This window comes from Flavobacterium luteolum (assembly GCF_027111275.1).
GTDB classification, from domain to species: Bacteria; Bacteroidota; Bacteroidia; order Flavobacteriales; family Flavobacteriaceae; genus Flavobacterium; species Flavobacterium luteolum.
In genome coordinates this window covers 3,649,349-3,673,412 of the sequence record NZ_CP114286.1, presented here as the reverse complement: position 1 = coordinate 3,673,412, position 24,064 = coordinate 3,649,349, and the positions used below count along the sequence as shown (strand labels likewise).

Here is a 24,064-nt window from a genome sequence, read left to right as displayed (position 1 = left end):
AATTATGATATTTTAAAATAAAATTCTGATACACTTTTCGCTAGCTCTACTCGTAACTTTAAGCTGAAAATTGAATTTTATTACTATGTTGAAACTATATTTCCGATTGGCAGTTATGCTCTTTTTAGTCACAAGCTGTTCTTCGTCCAAAAAGGCAAAATTTGACGATTATGTTTTTAAAACTAGAACTGAAGAGGTAAAATATCAAACCGCTTATGATAAAGCTTTAAAACTTTGGAATATTCCGTATACCGAAGAAGATGTAAAAACTAGTTTTGGAACCGCACATGTAATTATAGCTGGACCAAAAAACGGAAAAGATCTTGTTTTACTTCACGGGATGGATGCCAGTTCGACCATGTGGTATCCTAACATTAAAACTTTGGCCAAAAATCATCGCATTTACGCCATCGATTTTATAATGGAACCCAATAAATCCAACTTAACTGTAAAACCACTTTCGTCCGATAATATTGTTGTTTTTTACAATGAAGTTTTCAGCTATTACAAATTAAAGAAATTTGATATCATTGGCGCTTCACGAGGCGGCTGGATTACAACATTATTAGCCACTCAAAAATCAAATTCGATTGATAAAATTGTTTTATTAAGTCCAGCTCAGACTTTCAAATTTCTTGATAAACCTCGAAAAACGACTTCAGCATTAATGCTAAAACTTTTTCCAAGCGAAAAGAAATTCAGTAAAACATTAAACACTTTTTCAACTCATCCAGAAAACATTAGCGTAATTTATAAAAGACAATTCTATTTGGCTAATAAATATGCGAAATCAAATTCCAGCATGCTTAAAATGATGCCTTTTTCAGATAAAGAATTAGAATCTATTCAAAATCCGGTTTTAGTTTTAATCGGAGATAAAGACGTTATTAATTCCGAAGAAAGTTTAGATCGTGCAAAAAAACATCTTGTCAATTGTAAAACAAAAACGGTAAAAGATGCAGGACATTTTTTAACCATAGATCAGCCAAAAGCGGTAAATGATGCGATCATTAATTTTTTAGATTAGAATTCAAACTTCGTATCTTTACAAAACCAAATTTTCAGTATACTCAAATGAAATTTCAAGTTTCCTCAGAATATAGTCCAAAAGGAGATCAGCCTCAAGCCATACAAAAATTGGCACAGGGCGTGGTCGACGGAGATAAATACCAAACTTTATTAGGAGTTACGGGTTCGGGAAAAACGTTTACCGTTGCCAACGTAATTCAGGAAGTGCAAAGACCTACTTTGGTTCTGGCACACAATAAAACTTTGGCCGCTCAATTATACTCTGAGTTCAAACAATTTTTCCCAAATAATGCTGTTGAATATTTCGTTTCGTACTACGACTATTATCAGCCAGAAGCTTTTATGCCTGTAACTGGAGTTTTCATTGAAAAAGATTTATCAATCAATGAAGAGTTGGAAAAGATGCGTTTGAGCACTACTTCTTCCCTTCTTTCTGGTCGCCGCGATGTTTTGGTTGTAGCTTCAGTTTCTTGTTTGTATGGTATTGGAAACCCAGTTGAATTTCAGAAAAACGTTATTGAAATTAAACGAGATCAGGTTATTTCAAGAACTAAATTATTACACAGTTTAGTTCAGAGTTTATACGCTAGAACAGAAGCCGATTTTAATCCTGGAACTTTCAGAATTAAAGGAGATACAGTTGAAGTCTATCCAAGTTATGCAGACGATGCGTATCGAATTCATTTCTTTGGAGACGAAATTGAAGAGATTGAATCTTTTGATGCAAAAACATCTCAGGTTATAGAGAAATTTCAAAGATTAACCATTTATCCTGCCAACATGTTTGTGACTTCTCCAGAAGTTTTACAAGGCGCAATTTGGCAGATCCAGCAAGATTTGGTGAAACAGGTTGATTATTTTAAAGAAATCGGAAAACATCTGGAAGCGAAACGTTTGGAAGAAAGAACCAATTTTGATCTGGAAATGATTCGCGAATTGGGTTATTGCTCTGGAATTGAAAATTACTCACGCTACCTTGACGGACGTGAAGCAGGAACGCGACCTTTCTGTTTATTAGATTATTTTCCGAGCGATTATTTAATGATTATTGATGAAAGTCACGTAACCGTTTCTCAAGTTCATGCAATGTATGGAGGCGACCGAAGCCGCAAAGAAAACCTTGTAGAATACGGTTTTAGATTGCCTGCCGCAATGGACAACAGACCTCTGAAATTTGAAGAGTTTGAAGCCTTGCAAAATCAGGTCATATATGTTTCTGCAACACCAGCTGATTATGAACTACAAAAATCGGATGGTATTTACGTCGAACAGATTATTCGCCCTACAGGATTATTAGATCCTGTTATTGAAGTGCGCCCAAGCTTAAATCAGATTGATGATTTGATTGAGGAAATCCAAGTTCGCTGTGAATTGGATGAAAGGGTTCTTGTGACAACTTTGACCAAAAGAATGGCCGAAGAATTGGCTAAATATTTAACTAAAATGAACATTCGATGCCGATACATACATTCTGAAGTAGATACTTTAGAGCGTATCGAAATTATGCAGGATTTACGAAAAGGTCTTTTTGATGTCTTAATTGGAGTTAACTTACTTCGTGAAGGTTTAGACTTGCCAGAAGTTTCGCTTGTTGCTATTTTAGATGCTGATAAAGAAGGTTTCTTGAGAAATTATCGTTCATTAACACAAACCATCGGACGTGCGGCGAGAAACTTAAATGGTAAAGCCATTATGTATGCTGATAAAATTACGGCAAGTATGCAGAAAACAATCGATGAAACCAATTACAGAAGAACAAAACAAATTAATTTCAACGTAGAAAATAATATTGTTCCTCAAGCTTTAAACAAAAAAATCGAAAGTGCTTTCACTAAAAATCCTTTGGTTGAATATGAATTAGGACATCCGATTCCTGTTGCAGCTGAACCAGAAACAGCTTATCTATCTAAAGCTGAATTAGAAAAAATGATTCGTGAAAAACGCAAAACGATGGAAAAAGCAGCTAAAGAATTAGACTTCTTGCAAGCGGCTAAACTTCGTGACGAAATTAAAAAACTACAAGAGCAATTACCATAAATAAAAAATATAATTAACTATATATCAATTAATTAAAACAATTTCATAACTTTACCTGTCCATAATCTATCTGGAAATTCAGCCTTTCTTTTAAACTAGACAGATTATGAATACGAAATTACTTTGCACTACTGTGGCACTCAGCTCAGTAGTATCGTTTTTTGGGCAAAATAAACCACAGCCCGCGCCAGAAAAAATTGTCACAGACGAATATTTTGGAGAAAAGATAGAAGATGGCTATCAGTATTTAGAAAATTTAAATGACCCGAATGTTGTCGCTTGGATGAAAGCGAATACAGATTATACTCGGCAAAAATTAAACGAAATTCCAGAACGGCAAAATCTTCAAAAGAAACTCAAAGAGCTTGACGCAAGAAAAGAAAGTACAATCTCTGAATTACAAATTACTGAGAATGACCATTATTTCTATCTAAAACGAAATGCTAACGAAGAAAATGGAAAACTGTACCAGAGAATTGGTTATAAAGGAATCGAGAAACTACTTTTTGATCCGGAAACTTATAAAAAAGCAGCTGGAGTAAACTACAATATAAGTTCTATAACTCCCAATGAAAAAGGAGATAAAGTAGCGATAGAAATTGCGCCAAGCGGTTCTGAAAGTGCCGAATTGCTTATTATAAACAGCGACGGAAAAGTTTATCCTGAAGTATTTGACAGATGCTGGTTCAGTTATCCTTCATGGATGCCAGACGGAAATTCATTTACATACGGGCGATTAAATTCTTCTGATGTTACAGATCCAAATAGATTACTAAATTCCAAAGTTTATTATCATAAATTGGGAGAAGATCCAAACAAAGATGTCGAATTTTTATCCAATGCCACCAATCCTGAACTTAATATAGGTGCAGAAGAATTTCCATTAAATCTATATCACAAAAATTCTAATAAAAATTACGGAATGGTTGTTACAGTTGATAATCGAATTAAGTTATACGACACTGATTTAAAAGATAATTTTAAACCTGTAAGATGGACCAATCTGGTAGATAAAAAAGATGAAGTGACCGATTATCTTGTCGACAAAGAGTTTATTTATTATTTGACTTATAAAAATGCTTCTAACTATAAAATAATAAAAGTTCCTATTTCAAACCCAGATATAGAAAAAGCAAAAACGGTTATACCCGAACCTAAAAATGGAAGTATTACCGATTTCAAACTTACAAAGGATGGCTTATATTATTCAATTACCGAAAACGGAGTGCAGGCAAAAGTATTTTTCTTAGCGAAAGGAAAAACAGATCCGATTGAATTAAAATTACCTCTGCAAGCAGGTTCAGTTTCTTTTTTGGCTATAAGCGAAAATAAAAGCGAAATTTGGATGACGCTTTCAGGCTGGACTTCTCCTCAAAAACGTTATTTATACAATCCAGCATCAAATACATTTACTTTTCAGCCATTATCAAAACCTATTGAATATCCTGAATTTAAAGATTTAGTCTCTAAAGAAATTATGGTTCCCTCTTATGATGGTGTTAAAGTTCCTGTTTCTATCATTTATAACAAAAACATTAAGCTAAATGGCGACAATCCAATTCTTATGGTTGGATATGGTGCTTACGGAATCTCTCTTGAACCACGTTTTAGTACTGGATTTGCATTGCCTTACTGCACTTATGGTGGCATATATGTTGTTGCTCACGTTAGAGGTGGCGGAGAATTGGGCGAAGCTTGGCATAAAGCAGGTTTTAAAACAACCAAACCCAATACATGGAAAGATTTAATTGCGGTTACTGAATATCTCATTAAAGAGAAATATTCTTCTCCTAAAAGAATTGCCATTTGGAGCGCAAGTGCTGGCGGTATATTAATTGGACGAGCCATTACGGAGCGACCAGACTTGTTTGCCGCTGCCATTCCAGAAGTAGGAGAATTTAATACTATTCGTTCAGAATTAGCCCCAAATGGTCCTGGTAATATTCCTGAATTTGGAACTATAAAAGACAAAACAGAGTTCAAGGCGCTCTTAGAAATGGATTCGTTTCATCATATTAAAAAGGGAACTGCCTATCCGGCAACATTAATAACAGCGGGAATGAATGATCCTCGTGTAATTGCATGGCAACCTGCAAAATTTGCAGCTTCACTTCAAAATGCAAACACCTCCAGCAATCCAATCTTCTTTTTAGCCGACTTTGAATCTGGACATGGAATGGGTGACAGCGCAACAAAAGTTATAGAAAAAGACAGCAACTTAATCAGTTTTGCTTATGCGTATACTGGACATCCAAAATTTCAACCTTCTAAAAAATAAATCCGAAACAAATAATAAACTAAAAAGGTTTTAACCTAATTGTGTTGTTCGTGAAAAATTTCCAACAGCACAATTGGGTTAATTACTGTATTTGGTGTTTTTTTCATCATTTCTAAAACACGTTTTACTGCAGAAAGATTCAGTCCCATTCCGATAGCTATCTGTTGAATAGCATGAAATTCTCTTTCGTGCAAAACGCCATCACAATGCATTAATAAAGCCAATCTATAAAACTGATTGATACGCTGCATTTCGGATGGTATTGGCAATGGTTTTGTTTCCTGATGAAATAAATCTTGAAATTCTTCTTCGCTAATATTCAATTCCAAAGCTACAATTCTTAAAAATTCAAGCTCACGTTTGTGCAAATGTCCATCTACAGTGGCGAGGGTAATCATTTCTAAAAGTAAACTTCTTTTTTCTGCTTCTGTATTCATCAATTTATTATTTTTAGCTAAAATATTGCTTTTAAATAAAAATACAAAACAAGGATGATGAAGAGGATTTTCTTGGCAATTTTACTTCTATTTACTTTTATTGGCAAGGCACAAAGCACTGCTTCAAAAAATGTATCTACATTTACAATTGAAGCGCCTCAACTAAATACCTCAAAAAAAATTTGGATTTATCTTCCAGAAAATTATTCCAAAGACATTCAGAAAAAATACAGCGTTATTTACATGCACGACGCTCAAAATCTGTTTGATGCCAAAACTTCTTATTCTGGTGAATGGAATGTAGACGAAAAATTGGACAGCCTAAAAGCTCCCGTCATTGTTGTAGGAATTGAGCATGGAAATGAAAAACGAATCGAAGAGCTTACTCCTTTCAAAAATGAAAAATATGGTGGAGGAAATGCCGATAATTATCTCGAATTTATCGTAAAAACCTTAAAACCGTATATCGATAAAAATTACAGAACCAAAACAAAAGCCAAAAACACAATTCTTTTCGGAAGCTCACTTGGCGGACTAGTTTCTTATTACGGAGCTTTAAAATACCCTGAAATTTTTGGAAAAGCGGGTGTCTTTTCGCCTTCATTCTGGTTTTCACCTGAGATTTATACGTTCACAGAAAAGCAATCTAAAATTAAAACTAAAATCTATTTTCTGTGCGGCGATAAAGAAAGTGACGACATGGAAAAAGATTTAACTAAAATGAAACGTTTACTAGATACCAAACGCTGTTATTGTCTTCATCTCGATAAAACCAAGATTGTAAAAGGCGGAGAACATAATGAAAAGCTTTGGCGTGATCATTTTACAGAAGCAATACTCTGGCTTGGCTATTAATTGAAAAAAACATAAAAAAAACATCGCATACCAATGAAACTAATTTTAAGAGAATACAATCTCAAACTAAAGCACACTTTTACCATTTCGAGAGAATCCATAGATTTTCAGCCCTCGTTAATTGTTGAATTGCAAAGCGATGGCTTTTCGGGTTTTGGAGAAGCAACTTCAAATCCGTATTACAATACAACTGTGCCAATGATGATGCAGGATTTAGAAAAAATCAGAAGCATTATTGAAAATACTGAAAATGAAACTCCAGAAGTATTTTGGGCAAAAATTCATCCCTATTTAAAAGATGATATGTTTGCTTTATGCGCCTTAGATTTAGCTTATAATGATTTGTATGCTCGCAAAAAAGGCAAAAAGCTTTACGAATTATGGAACTACACAACCGAAAAAAATCCAATGACGGATTACACTATCGGAATTGCTTCTATTGATAAAATGGTTTCTAAAATGCAGGAACTTCCATGGCCTATTTATAAAATTAAATTGGGAACCAAAGAAGATATTGAAATTGTAAAAGCGCTTCGAAAACATACCAATGCCATTTTTAGGATTGATGCCAATTGCGGATGGACAGTTGAAGAAACCATAAATAATTCGATTGAACTAAAAAAATTAGGTGTTGAATTTCTAGAACAGCCTATGAAAGCTGATAATTGGGAAGGACATAAAGAGGTTTTTAAACATTCTGCTCTTCCAGTAATTGCTGACGAAAGTTGTATTATTGAAGAAGATGTAGCTAAATGTTTCAATCATTTTCATGGTGTGAATGTAAAACTGGTAAAATGCGGTGGTTTAACACCTGGAAAACGCATGATTGAAGAAGCTAAAAAACTTGGTTTACGAACAATGGTTGGCTGTATGACAGAATCTACTGTTGGGATTTCTGCTATTGCGCATTTGCTTCCTCAATTGGATTATGTAGATATGGACGGTGCGTTACTTTTAGCAGAAGATATTGCAACAGGTGTTACTATAAAAGATGGTGTTGTAAGTTATTCTGATTTAAACGGAACGGGAGTTACACTTTTATAAAATGAAAGTCGAAAAATTTCCAGATCGAGTAATCGAAATTGACCAAGAACATTATTTGTATTTTGGCGGAACTGCCTATTTGGGTCTTCCAACAAATACGGCATTTCAGGATTTAGCCGTTCAGAACATTTTAAAATGGGGAACTACTTACGGAAGTTCTAGAACTGCGAATATTCAATTAACGGCTTATGATGCGGGCGAAAGCTTTTTAGCATCTCATATTGGCTCAGAAAGCACCGTTACAGTTTCTTCGGGAATGCTGGCTGGAAAACTTGTTTTAGAAAAATTGAAAGAGCAAACCGATTGTTTTTATCATTTAAATGAAATTCATTCCGCTATTCAAATTGAAAATAGTGATCCTGTTTTTATAAATAAAAAACTGAATGACCGTTTATTAGATTTAAAATCTGAGAAAATAACGATTCTAACTGACGGTGTTCCTTCTTTTGAAACAAAACCAATCGATCTAACTTTTATAAAAGAAATTTCTAAGGAAAAGGAAATTACTTTAGTTATTGATGAATCGCATTCATTAGGAATTGTCGGCGAAAATGGTTCTGGAATTTATTCCTCAATTGACTTTCCGATTAAAAGAAAAATATTGGTTTCATCTCTCGGAAAAGCTTTCGGCTTAACAGGCGGAGTGATTGCATCTGATTCTGAATTCATAGAATCAATAAAAGAAATTGAAACTTTTACAAGTGCTGCCGGAATGAATCCCGCTTTTGTACAAACGCTTTTTGATGCTAAAGAAATTTATAAAACGCAACATCAAAAATTGAAAGACAATTTGAGTTATATCGATACGATTTTAACTAAAAACAGTACTATTCTATTTGATAAAAACTATCCTTTAATTTATCTTTTATCGAATGAATTAGTTGAAAAACTAAAACAGGAAAAAATCATTATAGCTAGTTTTAGATACACCAAAGAAGCCGAACCGCTAAATCGAATTGTAGTTACAGCAAATCATTTAAAAGAAGATTTGGATAAATTGGTTGCAACTTTAAATGATTTCAATTCTAGATTTTAATCATTTTAAAAACTACCTTTGTAAAATAAATTAGGAGTTTTAGTTTCAGATTGAAAACTTGAAACTTGAAACAGAAAAAAAACCTGAAACAAAAATTATGACAAACAACGATATACTTAAAAAACTTCGCGTGGCTTTGATGCTCCGTGATGACCAAATAGTTGAAATTTTAGAATTGGTAGATTTTAGAATTTCAAAATCAGAATTAGGAGCTTTTTTTAGAGCCGAAGATCATCCAAACTATATGGAATGTGGTGATCAGGTTTTAAGAAACTTTTTAAACGGATTGGTTATTCATTTGAGAGGAACGAGAGAAAATCCTAAAAATCCGAATGATGTTTTAGCAAAACATAAAGCTGAAATTCCGAAGAAGGAAACTTCTAAAGAAAGACCAGAATTTAAAGCTGCTCCAAAAGATTCAGAAAAATACAGAGGTGATCAAAGTTCATCAAAGTCAGGTTCTTCAGCTGGAAAACCTAAAAAGAAATCATTCCCAAAAGGAAACGGAAAACCATCTGTTGTAGAAAAAGTAGTATTCAAAAACGGCAATAAGAAAAAATCGTAATTGAGGATTTTAACCGCAAAGAACGCTAAGATTTACGCAAAGTTCGCAAAGTTTTATTCACAAAGCTTTGCGAACTTTGCGTTTGTATTCACAATACGTAGTCAAAAATCCTTGCGCCCTTTGCGGTTAAAAAAAATTAAATTTTATTCTCTTCTATTTTATCAAAAAAAGCCTCTTTAAAAGTTGCACCAATTGGCAATTCTTTTCCATTTATAAAAACAGAAAAATTATCTGTTGATTCTATATGTTGCAATGAAACCACATACGATTTATGTATTTGAATAAAATCCTTTTCTGGCAATGATTCAACAACATTTTTTAATGACGAATGTGTAATAATCTGCTGCTTTACAGTATGAATACAAACATAATTCTGTAAACTTTCTACGTATAAAACATCATTCAAAAAAACTTTCTGAAACTTATTTTTTCCATCTGTTTTTATAAATAAAAAATCTGGTGCAGTACTATTAGCGGTACTCGAAACTTCTATTTTGGATTCAGAGTTTAGTTTAGAAACGGCTTGATAAAATCGTTCGAATGCAATTGGTTTTAATAAATAATCAACTGCATTTAATTCAAATCCTTCTAAAGCAAAATCTGGATAAGCCGTTGTAAAAATTACTTTTATATCCTTAGAAATGATTTTAGAAATCTGTAAACCTGTTAATTGCGGCATTTGAATATCAAGAAAAATAACATCTACAGATTGTGAATTTAGAAATTCTAATGCTTTTAACGAATCATTAAAAACGCCAACTTTCTCCAGAAAATTCACCTTCCCAATGTAATTTTCCAATATTCGAGTTGCAGGCGGTTCGTCGTCGACAATTATGCATTTAAAAGCCATAAATTATTTCTTTAGCGGTATTTTTAAGTAAGTTTTAAAGGTATTATTTTCTTCTGTTTTTTCAAGAATAAATTGGCCTTTATAGGTATATTCTAGCCTTTTTGTCAAGTTATCAAAACCAATTCCAGTTGATGAATAATTTTCTCCTTCGATGAAATAATTGAAAGTTGAAATTTCTAGAAAATCGTTTTTTATTTGAATTGAAATAATAGCTTTTTCTTCTTCATTATTAAATTTTCCATGCTTGAAAACATTTTCAACAAAGTGAATCAAAGCCGACGAAATGATTTTTTCGTTTGAATAATTTCCTTCCACTTTAAAATCTAAAAATAACTGATCTTCAAATCTTTTCTTTTGCAGATGAATATAGTTTTGAATAAATTGAATTTCTTTTGAAAGTATCGCTTCATCTTTGTCAGTTTCCGTAATAACATACCGAAGTAAATCAGAAAGCACCAAAATATCATCGGCCATTTCATCCTCTTTCATAACCAACTGACTGTAAAAAGAGTTCAGCGTATTAAACAAAAAATGCGGACTCACTTGCGCTTTTAGCATTTGAAATTCGGCTTTTTTATTCTCTAAAAGCAATTCTTGATTTTGATGCTGAGTGGTTTGAAATTGCCAAAATAAAAAGGTCAAAGCACTTAAAAAGATAGCTGGTAATCCAAAGAAAAAATTATCTTTTATGTAATAACCTATTTCTCTAGCTTCTTCATAGTAATTGTGCATTCCAGTAATATTATACATAACGACTTCTTGCAAAAAATAACGAACAGCCGCAAAAAGCAATAGCGAAACTGGAATTGTCAGGATATAAAAAAGTAATTTCTTCTTGTTTAAAAACCATTCGCAGAAATAGTAGAAGTTGAGAATGTAAATACAAAATATTGCTAACAAATGAGTTGGCGTAATTCCATAACATATTGCTTTGATTACAATTTCTATTTTTTGATCATTAAGTCCAATATCCCAGAAAATGTAGGTTAGGAATAATAAAAAGAAAAAAACAATGTGATAGTAAAAAGGTATTCTTGATTTCATAGTTTTTGATAATTAACTCAAAAATACAATTAAGCCTTAAATAGAAAATTAGATTTATTCAAAACATGCTTTTTTAGGGATGAACTATCAAAAACGTTACACGAAATTATTACTCTGCAAATTTCATCTGTTTATAAGATGAAATCCTATGTTCATCAAAAACAAAAACTAGAGGTCAAAAGACCGAATACATTTGTCATGAATTTAAAAACAAAACGTCATGCACAAAATTATTTTATTACTAACAATTATTACATTAAACCTAACGTCTGCTCAAACTAAGAAAAAACAGATATTATTGGTTGGAACTTTTCATTACGCCAATCCTGGTCTTGATGTTGCTAAACTAAACAGTTTTGATATCTTGTCTGAGAAAAGTCAAAAGGAACTCGAAATAATGAGTGACAAAATCAAAAAATTTGGTCCCGATAAAATATTTGTAGAATGGGAATTTAACGAACAAGCCGATTTAGATAAGTTTTACAATAAAAACACCGATAGTCTTTTTAAAACTAACAAAAACGAAATAACACAACTGGCACTACGCACAGCTAAAAAACTAAATCATAAAAAATTATACGGAATGAATCTCTACACTTCTTTTCGTTATGACAGTTTAATGATGTCAATGGGAAAAGCAAACCAGCAGGATTTATTGAAAAGAAATAATGAGTGGAAAAAAAGGAATGAAAAAGATCATAATGAAAGAATAACAAAAAGCTCGTTACAAGAACTCATGCTACATTACAATAAAAAAGAAACCGAAAATAAAAATATACAATGGTATTTGGAAGTAGCAAATAGAGCTGGAAATCCAGATGATTTTACAGGAGCGCATTTAGTTTCAAATTGGTACAAAAGAAATTTATATATGTATTCTTTAATTCAGAAATTAACGGAAAGCACAGATAACAAAATAATGGTTTTAGTTGGTGCTGGTCATGCTGCTGTAATTAGAGAATTTATAACACATGATCCAGAATTTGAAATTGTGGAACTATCTACAGTTTTGAAATAAACTTGATGATTTAACCGCAAAGAGCGCAAAGAATTACGCAAAGTTCGCAAAGTTTTTTAGCCACGAATTCACGAATTTTATTTTTTACAATCTTTGAAAATAATTCGTGAATTCGTGGCTATTTTCAACATATAGCTTTGCGAACTTTGCGTTTGTACTCACAATCCTTAACAAAAAAACTTAGCGCCCTTTGCGGTTAAACCACAAAAAAAATCCCTCCAAAATGGAGGGATTTTCTATATAAATTGATTTCTTATTTAATTAAGAAAGAGCAGCTTTAACTTGGTCAGCAGCTTCTTGGAATTGAACTGCAGATAAGATTGGCATACCAGAGTTGTCAATTAATTCTTTTGCAATTTCAGCATTTGTTCCTTGCAAACGAACGATAATTGGCACTTTAATAGCGTCACCCATGTTTTTGTAAGCATCAACAACACCTTGAGCAACACGGTCACAACGAACGATACCTCCAAAGATGTTAATTAAGATCGCTTTTACGTTTGGATCTTTCAAGATAATTCTGAAAGCTGTTTCAACACGTTTTGCGTCAGCAGTTCCTCCTACGTCAAGGAAGTTAGCAGGCTCAAAACCAGCATATTTAATTAAATCCATAGTTGCCATTGCAAGACCAGCTCCGTTTACCATACATCCTACAGTACCGTCAAGGTCAACATAGTTAAGACCAACTTCTTTAGCTTCAACTTCGATTGGATTCTCCTCACGGATATCTCTCATTTCAGCATATTTAGGTTGTCTGTATAAAGCGTTATCGTCGATGTTAACTTTAGCATCAACAGCTAAGATTTTGTTATCAGAAGTTTTTAAAACTGGGTTGATTTCAAACATAGAAGCATCAGAACCAATGTAAGCATTGTAAAGTGCATCGATGAATTTAACCATTTCTTTGAAAGCATTTCCAGAAAGACCTAAGTTGAAGGCAATTCTTCTTGCTTGGAAACCTTGTAATCCAACAGATGGATCAATTTCTTCAGTAAAGATTAAGTGTGGAGTGTGCTCAGCAACTTCTTCGATATCCATTCCACCTTCAGTAGAATACATGATCATGTTGCGTCCAGTACCTCTATTCAATAAAACAGAAACATAAAATTCAGAAGTTTCGCTTTCACCTGGATAGTAAACATCTTCTGCAACTAATACCTTATTTACTTTTTTACCTTCAGGCGGAGTCTGAGGTGTAATCAACTGCATTCCGATGATTTGTTCTGCTAACTCTTCAACTTGTTGTAAGTTTTTTGCCAGCTTAACTCCACCACCTTTTCCACGACCACCTGCGTGAATTTGTGCTTTTATTACATGCCATCCTGTACCAGTTTCGGCAGTTAATTGTTTTGCAGCAGCTACAGCTTCAACCGCATTGTTAGCCACAATTCCGCGTTGTACGCGTACTCCGTAACTCGCTAAAATTTCTTTTCCTTGATATTCGTGTATGTTCATAATATAGAATTTGTCTGGTTCTGAATTTATTTCAGAATAAAAGTGCGACAAAAGTAACAAAATACAACTTAATAGTAAAATCTTTTTCAATTAAATAAATGTTATATATAGGTATTAGGCGTTGATAATTTTTCAAAGCAAACAAATCGTTAACGGAACAATTTGTTAATGTTAACACAATTCACATAAAACGTTTGATATTTAACAAAAAATTCATTGGTTTTATTGGCCTGCCGACGATTTTTCCTAATATATTTTAAGAGTAATTATATTTTTAGCAATTCGGGATGCCTTATATAATAATATTAATAATTAAGAATGCTTTTTCTAATATTACAGCAAAAATGAAAGCAAAAACACTATTTCAATACATTATGTTTAATGAAATCTTTATTTTTGTAAAAAAAATATCAAGAATGAGAGTTAAAGAACAAGGGCTTTATCTGCCTGAATTTGAACACGACAATTGTGGTGCAGGATTTATTTGTAATTTGAATGGTATTAAGTCAAATGATATTATTCACAAAGCATTAGACATCTTAATTAAATTGGAACATCGTGGTGCCGTAAGTTCTGATGGAAGAACTGGTGACGGAGCCGGAATTTTATTCGACATTCCTCATGATTTTTTTAAGAAAGTATGTGACTTTGAAATCCCAGAAGCGCGTGAGTATGCAGTAGGAATGGTTTTTTTACCAAAAAGCAAAAACCAAGTTTCTTTTTGTATTAATGCATTTGAAGCAACTATCAAAGACCAAAACTTAAAAGTTTTAGGTTGGAGAGATGTACCTGTTGACGTTGAAAATCTAGGTGAAATTGCCGCAGAAAAAGAACCAACAATTAAACAAGTTTTCGTTTCTAAAAACGGACAAGATTTAACTGAACAAGAATTTAATGCAAAACTTTTTGCAGCTAGAAAAATTGCTGAACATGCCGTAAGAGGATCTAAAACCTCAGAAAGCCACATGTTTTATTTTACTAGTTTATCGACAACTACTATAATATATAAAGGTCTATTGATGCCAGAAGACATCAGCCGTTATTATATAGATTTGAAAGATCCAGACTTGGTGACACGTTTAGCGCTTGTACACCAACGTTTCTCTACAAATACATTCCCATCTTGGGACTTAGCTCAACCATTTAGATACATGTGTCATAATGGTGAGATCAACACGCTTCGTGGTAACGTAAGCCGTATGCGTGCTCGTGAAGAGCTTATGCAAAGCAAAGTTTTCGGAGAAGACATTAAAAAATTATTCCCAATTATCTTAGAAGGAAAATCAGATTCTGCTTCTATGGATATGGTGATTGAACTTTTATTAATGACTGGCCGTTCTCTTCCAGAGGCAATGATGATGGTAGTTCCTGAAGCTTGGGAAAAACACCAAACGATGTCTCCAGAGAAAAGAGCTTTCTATGAGTACAATGCTTGTATCATGGAGCCTTGGGACGGCCCTGCTTCTATTCCGTTTACAGATGGAAACGTAATTGGTGCATTACTAGACAGAAACGGATTGCGTCCTTCTCGTTATACATTAACGAAAAGCGGATTCGTAATTATGTCATCTGAAATTGGTGTATTAGACATCGATCCAGAAGATGTAATTCAGCACGGTCGTTTAGAGCCAGGAAAAATGTTCTTGGTTGATATGAATGAAGGGCGTATCATCGAAGACGAAGAAGTTAAAAAAGCAATCGTTACAAAACGTCCATACAAGCAATGGGTTGACGAAAACTTATTACCATTAGCTAGCGTTCCTTACACAAATAACCCTACTCCTGTTGAAAAATTAGATTTCTTAACAAGACAGCGTTTGTTTGGTTATACTATTGAAGATTTAAAAACAATCATCAACCCAATGGGTAGCGACGGAGCTGAAGCAATCAGTTCTATGGGTAACGATACACCTTTGGCAGTTCTTTCAGATCAGCCACAGTTGTTGTACAATTACTTCAAACAATTATTTGCTCAGGTTACTAACCCGCCATTGGATGGTATTCGTGAAGAAATCATTACCGATATCAGTTTAGCGATTGGTGGAGATTTCAATATTTTCGAAATTGAATCAAAACAATGTAAAAAATTAAAAATCCAAAATCCAGTTGTTTCAAACGAAGATTTGGATAAAATCAGAAATATAGATCATCCAGATTTCAAATCGGCTACAATTTCTACTTTATATAAAATAGAAAAAGGAGTTAACGGTTTAGAAAGAGCTCTTGAAAAATGTGTTCAGGCTACTTTTAAAGCAGTTGAAGAAGGGTGCAACATCATCATCTTATCTGATAGAGGTGTAAGCGAAGAATTAGCTCCAATCCCAATGTTATTGGCTTGTTCTTACATTCACCACTCTTTGAACATTTTACAAGTTCGTTCTAAATTCGGAATCATTATCGAATCTGCTGAACCTAGAGAGCCTCATCATTTTGCTTTATTGTTCGGATACGGTGCAAGTGCCATCAACCCTTACATGGTAAACGAAATCATTCACGATCAGGTTGAAAAAGGTTTCATTACAAAAGTTAAAGCGGATTACGCTGTTGTGAACTACAACAAAGCGATTGCAAAAGGAATCGTGAAAATCATGAATAAAATTGGTATCTCGACTTTACATTCGTACAGAGCTGCTCAGATTTTCGAGATTTTAGGTTTAAACAAAACATTTACATCTAAATACTTCCCTTACACTCCATCAAGAATTGAAGGAATTGGTTTAATGGAAGTGGAGAAAGAGGTTAAAAAACGTTTCCAAAAAGCTTTCCCAAATTCAAAAGTGGCAAGTTTGCTTTCTCTTGAAATTGGAGGTATTTACAGATGGAGACGTGGAGGAGAAAAACACATGTTTAACCCAACCACTATTTCTAAATTACAACAAGCGGTTCGTTTAAACAGCCCAGAAAGTTATAAAGAATACTCAAATGCCGTTAACGAGCAAAGCTCAAACTTAATGACTATTAGAGGTTTATTTGAATTCAACAACTTAGATCCAATTTCTATTGATGAAGTAGAACCTTGGACAGAAATTGTAAAGAAATTCAAAACGGGTGCAATGTCTTACGGATCTATTTCTAGAGAAGCACACGAGAATTTAGCGATTGCAATGAACAGAATTGGCGGAAAAAGTAACTCTGGAGAAGGTGGAGAAGATCCAAAACGTTTCCAGAAAGAAATTAACGGAGATTCTAGAAACTCTGCTATCAAACAAGTTGCGTCAGGACGTTTTGGTGTTTCGATCAACTATTTGACAAACGCTAAAGAAATCCAGATTAAAATGGCTCAGGGAGCAAAACCTGGTGAAGGTGGACAATTGCCTGGAGAAAAAGTAGTGCCTTGGATTGCTGAAACGAGAAACTCTACGCCTTATGTAGGTTTGATTTCGCCACCTCCTCATCACGATATTTACTCTATTGAGGATTTATCTCAGTTGATTTACGATTTGAAAAATGCAAACCGTGAAGCTCGTATCAACGTAAAATTAGTTTCTGAAGTTGGAGTTGGAACCATCGCTGCCGGTGTTGCCAAAGCAAAAGCTGACGTTATCTTAATTTCTGGTTATGACGGAGGAACGGGAGCTGCACCATTAACTTCTTTACAACACACAGGTATTCCATGGGAACTTGGTTTAGCTGAAGCACAACAAACTTTGATCTTAAACGATTTAAGAAGCCGTGTAGTTTTAGAATGTGACGGACAGTTGAAAACAGGTCGTGACGTAGCGATAGCAGCCTTATTAGGAGCTGAAGAATTCGGTTTTGCAACTGCACCGCTTGTAGCTTCTGGATGTATCATGATGAGAGCTTGCCACTTAAATACTTGTCCAGTTGGTATTGCAACTCAGGATCCTGAATTGAGAAAAAATTTCAAAGGAACTCCAGAGCACGTAATCAACTTCATGTATTTTATTGCTGAAGAGTTAAGAGAAATTATGGCGCAGTTAGGTTTCAGAACTTTAAAAGAAATGGTAGGTCAGTCACAAAAATTAAATGTGAACAAAGCTATCAAACATTATAAAGCAAATGGTTTAGACTTGTCATCAATTCTATACAAACCGGAAAAAGCGAAAACAGAACCAAATCATAATACAACTACTCAAGATCACCAACTTGAAAATGTATTGGATTTTGACATCATCAAAGAAGCGATTCCGTCTATTTATAGAAAAGAGAAAACAAGAGTAACCTTTAAAATTAAAAATACAGACCGTTCTGTAGGTGCGATTTTGAGTAACGAAATCTCAAAAATCTACGGCGCACAAGGATTACCTGATGACACTATTTTAGTTGATTTTGAAGGTTCTGCCGGACAAAGTTTTGGTGCTTTTGCAACAAACGGATTGTCATTTAAAATTCACGGAAACTGTAATGATTATTTAGGAAAAGGACTTTCTGGAGGAAAATTAATTGTAAAAGTACCTCCTACTGCAACTTTCAAACCTGAAGACAATATCATTATTGGAAACGTTGCCCTTTACGGAGCTATTACCGGAGAGGCTTATATTAATGGAATGGCCGGAGAGCGTTTCTGTGTGAGAAATTCTGGAGCAACAGCCGTTGTTGAAGGAATTGGAGATCACGGTTGCGAATACATGACCGGTGGTACAGTAGTAGTTTTAGGAAAAACAGGAAGAAACTTCGCAGCTGGTATGAGCGGTGGTGTGGCTTATGTTTACGATCCAAATAAGAAATTCGATTCTACAGTTTGTAACATGGAAATGGTTGCATTCGATCCAATGGAAGAAGAAGATCTTACGAAACTAAGAAAACTGATCAAAAATCATTCATTGTACACAAGCAGTCCATTAGCAAAAAGAATTTTAGCAGACTGGGAAAACCAACAACAGCGCTTCGTAAAAGTAATGCCAACTGATTACAAAAAAGCATTACAAAGAATTGCAGAAGAGAAAAAAATAGAAGAATTAATAGCTTAATTAAAAGGTTCTGAGATACAAAGGTGCAGAGGTGCTAAGTTTTTTAACTCACCTCTCACATTTTACAACTCACAACTAAATTTATTTAAATGTCATGGGTAAAATAGGCGGATTTAAAGAATATAACAGAGCCGACGAAAGTAATTTAGCAGTAGCAGAACGTGTTTCGAACTACAACGAATTTACTATTCCGGTACCAAAAGATAAATTAAAAGAACAAGGATCAAGATGTATGGACTGTGGAATTCCTTTTTGCCACAGTGGTTGTCCGTTAGGAAATTTAATTCCTGACTTCAACGACATGGTACATCAGGAAGAATGGCAAAGCGCATTAGAGATTTTACAATCTACTAATAACTTCCCTGAATTTACAGGACGCTTATGCCCTGCTCCATGTGAGAAATCATGTGTATTAGGAATCATCAAAGATCCGGTTTCTATCGAAAACATCGAAAAAAGCATTGTAGAAAGAGGTTTCGCTGAAGGATGGATTAAACCACAAGCGCCAAAAACAAGAACTGGCAAAACTGTTGCTGTTATTGGTTCTGGACCTGCTGGTCTTGCAGCTGCTCAGCAATTAAACAGAGCGGGGCACACGGTTACTGTTTTTGAAAGAGACAACGCAATTGGAGGTTTATTACGTTACGGAATTCCGAATTTCAAATTAGAAAAAGGAATTATCGATCGTCGTGTAGCTATTCTTGAAGCAGAAGGAATCACTTTCAAAACAAATGTAAACGTTGGTGTAAACTTCAGCGTTGAAGAATTAAACCAATTCGATTCTATCGTTTTATGCGGAGGAGCAACTGAAAGAAGAAGCTTGCCAACTAAAGGAATCGAAAGCAAAGGTGTTGTTCAGGCAATGGATTTCTTGACACAGCAGACTAAAGTTTTATACGGAGAATCTATTCTAGATCAGGTTAAAGCAACTGGAAAAGATGTAATCGTTATTGGTGGTGGAGATACGGGTTCTGACTGTATTGGTACTTCTAACAGACACGGAGCTAAATCGGTAACTAACTTTGAGATTTTACCAAAACCTCCAGTTGGAAGAAGCGAGTCAACTCCTTGGCCTTTCTGGCCGTTGCAGTTAAAAACATCATCTTCTCACGAAGAAGGCTGTGACAGAAACTGGTTGATCAATACTAAAGAATTCATTTCTAACGATAAAGGCGAATTAACTGGATTAAAAACCGTTGAAGTACAATGGAAAATGACTCCAGGTCAGCGTCCTGAATTAATCGAAAAAGAAGGTTCTGAGAAAATCTGGCCTTGCGATTTAGCTTTATTAGCTCTTGGATTTACAGGTCCTGAAAAAACGTTAAGCGAACAATTAGGAATCGAAACTGATATGAGAAGCAACTACAAAGCGCATAACTATCAGACAAACGTGCCTCACATTTTCACTGCTGGTGATATGAGAAGAGGACAATCATTAATCGTGTGGGCTATTTCAGAAGGTCGCGAAGCAGCAAGAGAAGTAGATTTATTCCTTATGGGATCTACAAACTTGCCTACTAAAGGAAAAGGAGATTTACCGAGCTTATAATTTTAAGACTCTAAGGTTCTGAGATGCTAAGGTTCTAAGTTTTTTCCCTAGCATTTTATTTAATCTTTATTCCGATAAACAACATAACTACTAACAAACCCTTGAATTTATATTCAGGGGTTTTGTTTTTGCTATAATTTTTTTTAGCCACGAATTCACGAATTACTCTAATTTACATGATGTTTAAAACTATTCTTTCCTTTAAATTTCTCTAATTTCTATTTTTTAAATTCCTCTTAATTCGTGAAATTCATGACAAAACAATTTCAAAAGCATTTTAGAATTAGTCAAATTCGTGAATTCGTGGCTAAAAAAAACTTAGTACCCTAGCAACTTAGAACCTTAGCATCTTAGAAAAAGGTTACAAAATTCCAAAAACAGCAACTTTTTGTTTAAAATAAAACAATTTGTTATAATTTGTTATTTTTCTACAAATTATTTGCTGATAGATAAAAGTGTAATAACTTTGCCCAAAATGATTTAAAAATGCAAGCAAAAGATTTACTGCAGTTAGCAGACCAATTTGGAAGTCCATTGTATGTTTACGATGCTGAAAAAATCCAATCTCAGTACAACAGATTAACTAAAGCTTTCTCTAAGGTAGAAAACTTAAGAGTTAATTACGCCATGAAGGCATTGTCAAACGTTGCGATTCTACAGTTATTAAAGAACATGGGGTCTGGTTTAGACACTGTATCAATTCAGGAAGTTTTACTAGGACTTCATGCTGGCTATGAACCCGAAAGAATTTTCTTTACACCAAACGGCGTTTCTCTAGAAGAAATCGAAGAAGTTGCCGCAATGGGTGTACAAATCAATATCGACAATTTATCTATTTTAGAGCAATTCGGAACAAAACATCCACATATTCCGGTATGTATACGTATTAATCCACACGTAATGGCGGGCGGAAATGCTAATATTTCTGTTGGACATATCGATAGTAAATTCGGAATTTCTGTACACCAAATTCCGCATATTTTGCGAATTGTTGAAAATACAAAAATGAGCATTGTCGGAATTCACATGCACACAGGATCTGATATTTTAGATATCGAAGTATTCTTGTACGCTGCTGAAATCTTATTTGACACGGCTAAACATTTCAAAGATTTACAATTCTTAGATTTCGGAAGCGGATTCAAAGTTCCTTACAAAAAAGACGATATCGAAACAGACATCGAAGAATTAGGTAAAAAATTATCTAAAAGATTCAACGCTTTCTGTGCAGAATATGGCAGAGATTTAACGTTGATTTTCGAACCAGGAAAATTCTTGGTGAGCGAAGCTGGTCATTTCTTAGTAAAAGTAAACGTAGTAAAACAAACAACGTCAACAGTTTTTGCTGGAGTTGATAGTGGTTTCAACCACTTAATTCGTCCAATGTTGTACGGATCTTCACATCATATCGAAAACATCTCAAACCCAAAAGGAAAAGAGCGTTTTTACTCTGTTGTAGGATATATTTGTGAGACTGATACTTTCGCCAACAACCGCAGAATTCAGGAAATTACTGAGGGCGACATTTTATCTTTCAGAAACGCTGGAGCATATTGTTTCTCAATGTCTTCAAACTACAACTCAAGATACAAACCAGCCGAAGTTCTTTGGATGAACGGAAAAGGAATCTTGATTCGTCAAGCTGAAACATTTGAAGATTTACTTAAAAATCAAATTCCGTTGCCAGAAGAAGTTGCTGCTACGGTTTAACAATAGAAAAAAAGAGAATATCACTTTAATCCCGTTTCTTAATTGAGGCGGGATTTTTTTATTTCAGATTTTTGAGTTTAGATTTTAGATTATTTTGCAACGTCTTGTCAGGCTGAGCGAAGTCGAAGCCCACGCAAAGTAACCACAATATTTGTCATTTCGACGTAAGGAGAAATCTTCGCAAGAAACTCCACCAAGCATATAAAATCCATTACAAAAGAAAGAAAAATCTTAAATAATTATTTATCTTTAGCCGAAAAAAAATGCATCAACAAGAAGGCTATCACACATAACTACATATACATTCTTACAAACAAATACAAAACCGTTTTCTACACAGGAGTCACAAATAATTTAAAAATCCGTTTAAGCCAGCATAAAGAAAATAACACAACTGGAAACAAAACTTTTACCGCAAAATACAATGCAACTTATTTGTTGTACTACGAAAAATTCACTTGGATTCAAGAAGCAATTGCTCGCGAAAAAGAAGTAAAAGACTGGCGCAGAGAAAAGAAAATCGAATTAATAAAAACCATTAATCCTGATTTGGATTTTCTAAATTATTTATTTGAATAATGTTTCCAATCTTTGCGGAGCTACTTACTAAGATTTGCTTCGCCTGTTCACTATCGCTCGAGTCTCCTTACGCCGAAATGACAAATATTGTGGTTACTTTTTGAGTAATTTAATTTTCTTTGCGGAGCTACTTGCGAAGATTTGCTTCGCCTGTTCGCTATCGCTCGAGTCTCCTTACGTCGAAATGACAAATATTGCGGTTACTTTTTGAGTAATTTGATTTTCTTTGTGGAGCTACTTGCGAAGATTTCTCCTTACGTCGAAATGACAAATATTGTGATTACTTTGTGTGTTTTGACTTTCTTTGTGGAGCTACTTGTGAAGATTTCTCCTTACGTCGAAATGACAAATATTGTGGATAATCGGAACTTAAAACAATAAATTACCTCAGAAAAATCATATATTTATTCTTTAAAAAAAATTGAAAAATTTTAAATACCTTTGAAATTATGAGCACGACATCAAAACCAAAACATATCGGCAGAAACATAAGCCGAATTAGAGAGCTTAAAGGTATGAAACAGGAAGCGCTTGCAATTGCAATTGGCGTAAGCCAGCAATCTGTCTCTAATTGGGAAGCGAGCGAAACGATTGAACAAGAAAAACTTATAGAAATTGCAAAAGCACTTGGAGTTTCTATTGAGGCAATCGAAAGCTTTTCAGAAGAAAACGTATTTAATTATTTCAATACTTTTAATGAATCTGTTACTGGAAGTTTTATAACAAATAATTCTTGTAATTTCAATCCACTTGATAAAGTTGTAGAACTTTACGAACGTTTGGTTCAAGCTGAAAAAGACAAAGTGGAGTATTTAGAAAAATTACTAAAAGGGAAATAATTCCTTAGAAATATAAATTTTACAAAAGCACAGAGATTTACTTTGTGCTTTTTTTAAGCCCAGAAACAAAATGTCATATCTTCTTCTTGCCCTTTTTATTGTCTTAGTAAATTGCTCCATTTTTTATTTTCTAAAACCTGAAAATGGGTTAAAAAAAATACTTTTGTACGCATTAGTCTATTTTGTAATTGCAATAGTTTTTACCAAAATTTATACTTTACTAAACATCGAAGGAATGTCAAATGCTTTTGCCTTTTTTATACTTTTAATGTTTAGCTGGTCAATCGTATTAATGCATTTCTTAAAAACCTTAAATAACAGAAGAGTAAATATTGCAAAACAATTACAGATAGAAAACAATAAACTTATTAATTCTTCTGCTTATCTCACACTTATTACGGTCTCTATAACTGCCTTTCAATTGTATTTAATTTTATCAAAAACGATTAATGTTTTTAGAAGTTAGTTCGAATTTTAAAATAAAACTTGGCAAATAAAAAAAAACTCTTGGACGTAAAAAAAATATACCGAAGATTCTTTTATATCAACACAAGGTCAATAAACAGCTGGCAAGCCACCACTTTGATTTCAATACATGAATCAATACTTATCATTTTAATTTTTGTAATTCTTAAGAAAATTTTTCTACCTAATTTAAAAGTTGATTTTCCATTTGTTTTTATATCTTTTTTCATTCTTTCTTTTGTTTTTCAATATTTCAATAATCTGGTTTTCAACAAAAAAGATAAAGAATATACAGCTGAATGGTTACAAGAAACCGAAAGAAGCAGAATGCTATATAGAATTA

Annotated in this window: 19 protein-coding genes; 14 read left to right on the top strand and 5 right to left on the bottom strand. The window is 33.8% G+C overall.

The features are described from left to right. Nucleotides 1-85: 85 nt before the first annotated feature. The 3 genes from OZP10_RS15625 (at nucleotide 86) to OZP10_RS15615 (ending at nucleotide 5,344) form a co-directional block, all read left to right on the top strand. Entirely contained in the window at nucleotides 86-1,027 is a 942-nt protein-coding gene (locus OZP10_RS15625) for an alpha/beta fold hydrolase (RefSeq protein ID WP_281631711.1), read from the top strand. Nucleotides 1,028-1,074: 47 nt separating this feature from the next. Further along, on the top strand, nucleotides 1,075-3,066 hold the full coding sequence (gene uvrB / locus OZP10_RS15620) for an excinuclease ABC subunit UvrB (RefSeq protein WP_281631710.1): 1,992 nt from the start codon (nucleotides 1,075-1,077) through the stop codon (nucleotides 3,064-3,066). 106 nt (nucleotides 3,067-3,172) lie between these two features. After that, nucleotides 3,173-5,344: a prolyl oligopeptidase family serine peptidase gene (locus OZP10_RS15615; protein ID WP_281631709.1), complete on the top strand. Its 2,172-nt coding sequence runs from the start codon at nucleotides 3,173-3,175 to the stop codon at nucleotides 5,342-5,344. A gap of 35 nt (nucleotides 5,345-5,379) precedes the next feature. Here the strand turns inward: OZP10_RS15615 and OZP10_RS15610 are convergent, their stop codons facing one another. Next, on the bottom strand, nucleotides 5,380-5,781 hold the full coding sequence (locus OZP10_RS15610; RefSeq protein WP_281631708.1) for a TerB family tellurite resistance protein: 402 nt from the start codon (nucleotides 5,779-5,781) through the stop codon (nucleotides 5,380-5,382). A 57-nt stretch (nucleotides 5,782-5,838) separates the two neighbouring features. Here OZP10_RS15610 and OZP10_RS15605 point away from each other — a divergent pair, with 57 nt between their 5' ends. From OZP10_RS15605 to OZP10_RS15590, 4 genes are all read left to right on the top strand, one after another. Then, the gene (locus tag OZP10_RS15605) at nucleotides 5,839-6,636 is read left to right on the top strand and encodes an alpha/beta hydrolase (protein ID WP_281634769.1); all 798 of its coding nucleotides are present in this window, start codon (nucleotides 5,839-5,841) and stop codon (nucleotides 6,634-6,636) included. A gap of 33 nt (nucleotides 6,637-6,669) precedes the next feature. Next, nucleotides 6,670-7,680: a dipeptide epimerase gene (locus tag OZP10_RS15600; RefSeq protein ID WP_281631707.1), complete on the top strand. Its 1,011-nt coding sequence runs from the start codon at nucleotides 6,670-6,672 to the stop codon at nucleotides 7,678-7,680. A 1-nt stretch (nucleotide 7,681) separates the two neighbouring features. After that, nucleotides 7,682-8,716, top strand: coding sequence for an aminotransferase class I/II-fold pyridoxal phosphate-dependent enzyme (locus OZP10_RS15595; protein WP_281631706.1), 1,035 nt, complete (start codon nucleotides 7,682-7,684; stop codon nucleotides 8,714-8,716). Nucleotides 8,717-8,813: 97 nt separating this feature from the next. Next, nucleotides 8,814-9,281 (top strand): DUF1456 family protein, encoded by a 468-nt coding sequence (locus OZP10_RS15590; protein ID WP_281631705.1) that lies wholly within the window; start codon nucleotides 8,814-8,816, stop codon nucleotides 9,279-9,281. Nucleotides 9,282-9,417: 136 nt separating this feature from the next. On the opposite strand, the gene OZP10_RS15585 is transcribed toward OZP10_RS15590, so the two are convergent. After that, complete coding sequence (locus OZP10_RS15585) at nucleotides 9,418-10,131, bottom strand: LytR/AlgR family response regulator transcription factor (protein WP_281631704.1); 714 nt, start codon at nucleotides 10,129-10,131, stop codon at nucleotides 9,418-9,420. A gap of 3 nt (nucleotides 10,132-10,134) precedes the next feature. Beyond that, nucleotides 10,135-11,175 carry a sensor histidine kinase gene (locus OZP10_RS15580; RefSeq protein WP_281631703.1) on the bottom strand — a complete coding sequence of 347 codons (1,041 nt, stop codon included), beginning with the start codon at nucleotides 11,173-11,175 and terminating at the stop codon, nucleotides 10,135-10,137. Nucleotides 11,176-11,395: 220 nt separating this feature from the next. Between OZP10_RS15580 and OZP10_RS15575 the strand changes: the two genes are divergently transcribed. Beyond that, the gene (locus tag OZP10_RS15575) at nucleotides 11,396-12,193 is read left to right on the top strand and encodes a DUF5694 domain-containing protein (protein ID WP_281631702.1); all 798 of its coding nucleotides are present in this window, start codon (nucleotides 11,396-11,398) and stop codon (nucleotides 12,191-12,193) included. Nucleotides 12,194-12,454: 261 nt separating this feature from the next. Here OZP10_RS15575 and sucC read toward each other — a convergent pair whose 3' ends face one another. After that, on the bottom strand, nucleotides 12,455-13,648 hold the full coding sequence (gene sucC / locus OZP10_RS15570; RefSeq protein WP_066035083.1) for an ADP-forming succinate--CoA ligase subunit beta: 1,194 nt from the start codon (nucleotides 13,646-13,648) through the stop codon (nucleotides 12,455-12,457). A gap of 416 nt (nucleotides 13,649-14,064) precedes the next feature. Here sucC and gltB point away from each other — a divergent pair, with 416 nt between their 5' ends. The 6 genes from gltB (at nucleotide 14,065) to OZP10_RS15540 (ending at nucleotide 23,722) form a co-directional block, all read left to right on the top strand. Further along, entirely contained in the window at nucleotides 14,065-18,579 is a 4,515-nt protein-coding gene (gltB, locus tag OZP10_RS15565) for a glutamate synthase large subunit (protein WP_281631701.1), read from the top strand. Between the two features lie 94 nt (nucleotides 18,580-18,673). Then, on the top strand, nucleotides 18,674-20,128 hold the full coding sequence (locus OZP10_RS15560; RefSeq protein ID WP_281631700.1) for a glutamate synthase subunit beta: 1,455 nt from the start codon (nucleotides 18,674-18,676) through the stop codon (nucleotides 20,126-20,128). Nucleotides 20,129-20,614: 486 nt separating this feature from the next. Then, nucleotides 20,615-21,838 carry a diaminopimelate decarboxylase gene (gene lysA, locus OZP10_RS15555; RefSeq protein WP_281631699.1) on the top strand — a complete coding sequence of 408 codons (1,224 nt, stop codon included), beginning with the start codon at nucleotides 20,615-20,617 and terminating at the stop codon, nucleotides 21,836-21,838. A 174-nt stretch (nucleotides 21,839-22,012) separates the two neighbouring features. Next, nucleotides 22,013-22,417: a GIY-YIG nuclease family protein gene (locus OZP10_RS15550; protein ID WP_349293762.1), complete on the top strand. Its 405-nt coding sequence runs from the start codon at nucleotides 22,013-22,015 to the stop codon at nucleotides 22,415-22,417. A gap of 449 nt (nucleotides 22,418-22,866) precedes the next feature. Continuing rightward, nucleotides 22,867-23,256, top strand: a complete 390-nt coding sequence (locus OZP10_RS15545; protein WP_281631698.1) for a helix-turn-helix transcriptional regulator — start codon at nucleotides 22,867-22,869, stop codon at nucleotides 23,254-23,256. A 163-nt stretch (nucleotides 23,257-23,419) separates the two neighbouring features. Then, nucleotides 23,420-23,722 carry a hypothetical protein gene (locus tag OZP10_RS15540; RefSeq protein WP_281631697.1) on the top strand — a complete coding sequence of 101 codons (303 nt, stop codon included), beginning with the start codon at nucleotides 23,420-23,422 and terminating at the stop codon, nucleotides 23,720-23,722. A 73-nt stretch (nucleotides 23,723-23,795) separates the two neighbouring features. Here the strand turns inward: OZP10_RS15540 and OZP10_RS15535 are convergent, their stop codons facing one another. Continuing rightward, nucleotides 23,796-23,951 carry a hypothetical protein gene (locus tag OZP10_RS15535; protein WP_281631696.1) on the bottom strand — a complete coding sequence of 52 codons (156 nt, stop codon included), beginning with the start codon at nucleotides 23,949-23,951 and terminating at the stop codon, nucleotides 23,796-23,798. Nucleotides 23,952-24,064: the final 113 nt, after the last annotated feature.

What these genes read in the sequence shown, in the direction of transcription:
- OZP10_RS15615 (WP_281631709.1), top strand. Translation starts at nt 3,173, where the DNA reads ATGAATACGAAATTACTTTGCACTACTGTGGCACTCAGCTCAGTAGTA.
- lysA (WP_281631699.1), top strand. Translation starts at nt 20,615, where the DNA reads ATGCAAGCAAAAGATTTACTGCAGTTAGCAGACCAATTTGGAAGTCCA.
- gltB (WP_281631701.1), top strand. Translation starts at nt 14,065, where the DNA reads ATGAGAGTTAAAGAACAAGGGCTTTATCTGCCTGAATTTGAACACGAC.
- OZP10_RS15575 (WP_281631702.1), top strand. Translation starts at nt 11,396, where the DNA reads ATGCACAAAATTATTTTATTACTAACAATTATTACATTAAACCTAACG.
- OZP10_RS15585 (WP_281631704.1), bottom strand. Translation starts at nt 10,131, where the DNA reads ATGGCTTTTAAATGCATAATTGTCGACGACGAACCGCCTGCAACTCGA.
- OZP10_RS15580 (WP_281631703.1), bottom strand. Translation starts at nt 11,175, where the DNA reads ATGAAATCAAGAATACCTTTTTACTATCACATTGTTTTTTTCTTTTTA.
- OZP10_RS15610 (WP_281631708.1), bottom strand. Translation starts at nt 5,781, where the DNA reads ATGAATACAGAAGCAGAAAAAAGAAGTTTACTTTTAGAAATGATTACC.
- OZP10_RS15535 (WP_281631696.1), bottom strand. Translation starts at nt 23,951, where the DNA reads ATGAAAAAAGATATAAAAACAAATGGAAAATCAACTTTTAAATTAGGT.
- OZP10_RS15595 (WP_281631706.1), top strand. Translation starts at nt 7,682, where the DNA reads ATGAAAGTCGAAAAATTTCCAGATCGAGTAATCGAAATTGACCAAGAA.
- OZP10_RS15560 (WP_281631700.1), top strand. Translation starts at nt 18,674, where the DNA reads ATGGGTAAAATAGGCGGATTTAAAGAATATAACAGAGCCGACGAAAGT.
- sucC (WP_066035083.1), bottom strand. Translation starts at nt 13,648, where the DNA reads ATGAACATACACGAATATCAAGGAAAAGAAATTTTAGCGAGTTACGGA.
- OZP10_RS15590 (WP_281631705.1), top strand. Translation starts at nt 8,814, where the DNA reads ATGACAAACAACGATATACTTAAAAAACTTCGCGTGGCTTTGATGCTC.
- OZP10_RS15600 (WP_281631707.1), top strand. Translation starts at nt 6,670, where the DNA reads ATGAAACTAATTTTAAGAGAATACAATCTCAAACTAAAGCACACTTTT.
- OZP10_RS15625 (WP_281631711.1), top strand. Translation starts at nt 86, where the DNA reads ATGTTGAAACTATATTTCCGATTGGCAGTTATGCTCTTTTTAGTCACA.
- OZP10_RS15545 (WP_281631698.1), top strand. Translation starts at nt 22,867, where the DNA reads ATGAGCACGACATCAAAACCAAAACATATCGGCAGAAACATAAGCCGA.
- OZP10_RS15605 (WP_281634769.1), top strand. Translation starts at nt 5,839, where the DNA reads ATGAAGAGGATTTTCTTGGCAATTTTACTTCTATTTACTTTTATTGGC.
- uvrB (WP_281631710.1), top strand. Translation starts at nt 1,075, where the DNA reads ATGAAATTTCAAGTTTCCTCAGAATATAGTCCAAAAGGAGATCAGCCT.